Consider the following 3107-nt stretch of genomic DNA (forward strand, 5'->3'; position numbering starts at 1 on the left):
GGACTTCGTCGAGATGTTCGTGGGGGTGGGCGCCTCGCGCGTGCGCGATCTCTTCGAGCAGGGCAAGAAGCACGCCCCCTGCATCATCTTCATGGACGAGATCGACGCGGTGGGCCGGCACCGGGGCGCGGGACTGGGCGGGGGCCACGACGAGCGCGAGCAGACCCTCAACCAGCTCCTCGTCGAGATGGACGGCTTCGAGACCAATGAAGGCGTCATCCTCATCGCCGCCACCAATCGTCCCGACGTCCTCGACCCCGCCCTCCTGCGCCCCGGCCGCTTCGACCGGCAGGTGGTGGTGGCGCGGCCCGACGTCAAGGGGCGCGAGGAGATTCTCCGCGTCCACGCGCGGCGCATCCCCCTGGCCCCCAAGGTCGACCTCATGGTCCTGGCGCGCGGCACCTCGGGTTTCTCGGGGGCCGACCTCGCCAACCTGGTGAACGAAGCCGCGCTGCTCGCGGCGCGTCAGGACAAGAAGGTCGTGGAGATGATCGATTTCGAGAACGCCAAGGACAAGGTGCTCATGGGCGTGGAGCGGCGCTCCATGATCATCCCCGAGTCCGAGAAGCGCACCACCGCCTATCACGAGGGCGGCCATGCCCTCGTGGCCTATCTCCTGCCGGGCGCCGACCCTCTGCACAAGGTGACCATCATTCCGCGCGGGCGCGCCCTCGGCCTCACCATGCAGCTGCCCACCGACGATCGCTACAGCTACTCGAAGGAGTACCTGGTCAACCAGATCACCATCCTGCTGGGTGGCCGCTCGGCCGAGGAGATCGTCTTCCAGCAGCAGACCACCGGCGCCGGCAATGATCTCGAGAAGGCGACCGACGTGGCGCGCAAGATGGTCTGCGAGTGGGGCATGTCGGACAAGATGGGGCCGCTGACCTTCGGAAAAGCGGAAGAGCATATCTTCCTCGGCCGCGAGGTGTCGCGGCCGAAGGACTACAGCGAAGAGACGGCCATCCTCATCGACTCCGAGATCAAGCGCATCGTCACGGACTGCGCGGTGCGCGCCCGCCAGCTCCTCGAGACCAATCTCGAGAAGCTTCATATCCTTGCCCGGGCCCTGCTCGAGCGCGAGACTCTGGACGGCGAGGAAATCAACAGGATCCTGATCGCGCGGCCCTTCCAGGAAGCCCCCGCCCCCGCCTGATCCGGCGTCATTCAGCCGCCGACCCGCCGGTCTGGCCGCGTACCCCAAGGCCGTAATTCGGCTGCCGTGGTTGCTCTCGGCAGTGGTATTTTGACCTCGTGACCTCTCCGATCCGCGCGACTCTGGCCGGCGTCCACCTCGGAGATGGCCAGGATGTGGCCGTGATGGGCGCCATCAACGTCAGCCCCGGATCCTTTTACCCGGGATCCGTGGTCACCGCGGCCGATGAGCTCCTGCGCACGGCCGAGCGCATGGTCGCCGAGGGCGCGGCCATCCTCGACGTGGGCGCCATGTCCACGGCGCCATATCTGGCCGGTCGCATCTCCGCGGCCGAGGAGGCCGAGCGCCTGGGCTGGGCGGTGGGGTTGCTGGCGGGCAAGCTTGGCGGCGTGCCCATCTCGGCCGACACCAGCCGTGTCGAGCCGGCTCGAGCCGCCCTCGAAGCGGGCGCGGGTATCATCAACGATGTCCGCGGGCTCATGGGGGACGCGGGCCTGGCCTCACTCGTGGCCCGCTCCGGCGCGGGGCTGATCGTCATGGCCTCCGAGTCGGAGGCGGTCGGATCAGGCTCGCCCATGGAGACCGTTCACCAGGTGCTTGGATCCAGCCTCCGGGTCGCCGCCCAGGCCGGTATTGCCTCGGAGAGTATCGTGGTGGATCCCGGGATAGGCTTCTTCAGGCGTCGCGGCCTCGCCTGGCATGACTGGGACTGCGCGGTGCTGGGGAGCCTCAGCCGTTTGCGTGAGCTTGGCCGACCCGTCTGCGTCGGCGTCTCGCGAAAGTCCTTCATCGGCGCCCTGGCCGGTGAGGCCGATCCCGCCCGGAGGCTGCCCGGCTCGCTCGCCGCCACCGCGGCCGCCGTGCTGGTGGGCGCCGACGTGATCCGGGCTCACGACGTGGCGGAAACCGTCCAGGCGGTCCGGGTCGCGCGGGCCATCCGGCGCGCGAGAGACGGCTCCTAGCTCATGTGGCCGGCCCTCCAGGGGTTTCGTCTCCGAGACGCGATCGACATCCTGCTCATCGCGATCGTTCTCTATCGCGTCTTCGTCATGTTCAAGGAGACGCGCGCCGTCCAGATGCTGCTCGGCCTGGGGGCGCTCATGGCCGCCTCCTTCCTCGCGCACCGCTTCGAGCTCTACGGCTCGAGCTGGATCCTCGACAATTTCTGGTCTTTCTGGGTCCTCGCTCTCATCGTGCTCTTCCAGCCCGAGCTCCGCCGGACCCTGGCGCACTTCGGCCAGAGCTCCTTCTTCCAGGTCGTGACGAGGGCGGGCCGCGAGCAGCAGAGCCACCTCCTGGACGAGGTCGCCAAGGCGGCCGAGTCGCTGGCCGGCAAGCGCATCGGGGCGCTGGTGGTCCTGGAGCGCACCACGGGGCTTCGCAACTATGTCGAGCTGGGGGTGCCGCTGGACGCTCTCGTCTCCGCCGATCTCCTCGAGAGCCTCTTCCTGCCCTACTCCCCCCTCCACGATGGCGCTGTCTTCATCCGCGGGGGGCGCGTGGCGGCGGCGGGCGGCTTTCTGCCGCTCTCGCGCAATGCCCAGCTTGGACGGAACATGGGCACCCGCCACCGCGCGGCCCTGGGTCTGTCAGAGGAGACGGACGCGGTCGTGCTCGTCGTCTCGGAGGAGACGGGGCGTATCTCTCTCGCCGTGGAGGGTCACATGGAGACCCTGCACGATCACGAGACCCTCCGCCAGCGGCTCGCCGCGCTCTTCTCACTCGGCGGTCAACCGAGCCCGGCCGAGCAGCCCTGGTGGGTCCCCGCCCGCGGCTGGCTCCGGAAATGAAGGATCGAGGGATCGGCGCCATCGAAAAGGGAACGATGAATGCGGTGGGGGGGTCTGGGGGAGGAGCGGCGCCGCTCCCCCCCAGAACCGGACAGATCATTTGCGGAGCCATCCGCGAGCGGGAACCCACCAGGGCTGCTCGGCCGGGCTCGGTTGACCGC

General features: G+C 68.8%; 3 protein-coding genes. All 3 read left to right on the forward strand.

Annotated features, from left to right (window positions below; all coding sequences use genetic code 11):
* Positions 1-1156: ATP-dependent zinc metalloprotease FtsH (gene ftsH / locus VGT00_01485; protein ID HEV8530072.1), on the forward strand; the 1156-nt coding region annotated here is incomplete at its 5' end.
* Positions 1157-1254: 98 nt separating this feature from the next.
* The gene (folP, locus tag VGT00_01490; protein ID HEV8530073.1) at positions 1255-2118 is read left to right on the forward strand and encodes a dihydropteroate synthase; all 864 of its coding nucleotides are present in this window, start codon (positions 1255-1257) and stop codon (positions 2116-2118) included.
* Positions 2119-2121: 3 nt separating this feature from the next.
* Positions 2122-2946, forward strand: coding sequence for a diadenylate cyclase CdaA (gene cdaA, locus VGT00_01495; protein ID HEV8530074.1), 825 nt, complete (start codon positions 2122-2124; stop codon positions 2944-2946).
* The last annotated feature ends 161 nt before the right edge of the window (positions 2947-3107 follow it).

The sequence above is a fragment of the Candidatus Methylomirabilota bacterium genome, from assembly GCA_036002485.1.
GTDB lineage: Bacteria > Methylomirabilota > Methylomirabilia > Rokubacteriales > CSP1-6 > AR37.

Bases quoted from the DNA above. Each gene is read 5' to 3' on its own strand.
- cdaA (HEV8530074.1), top strand. From the start codon at position 2,122: ATGTGGCCGGCCCTCCAGGGGTTTCGTCTCCGAGACGCGATCGACATC.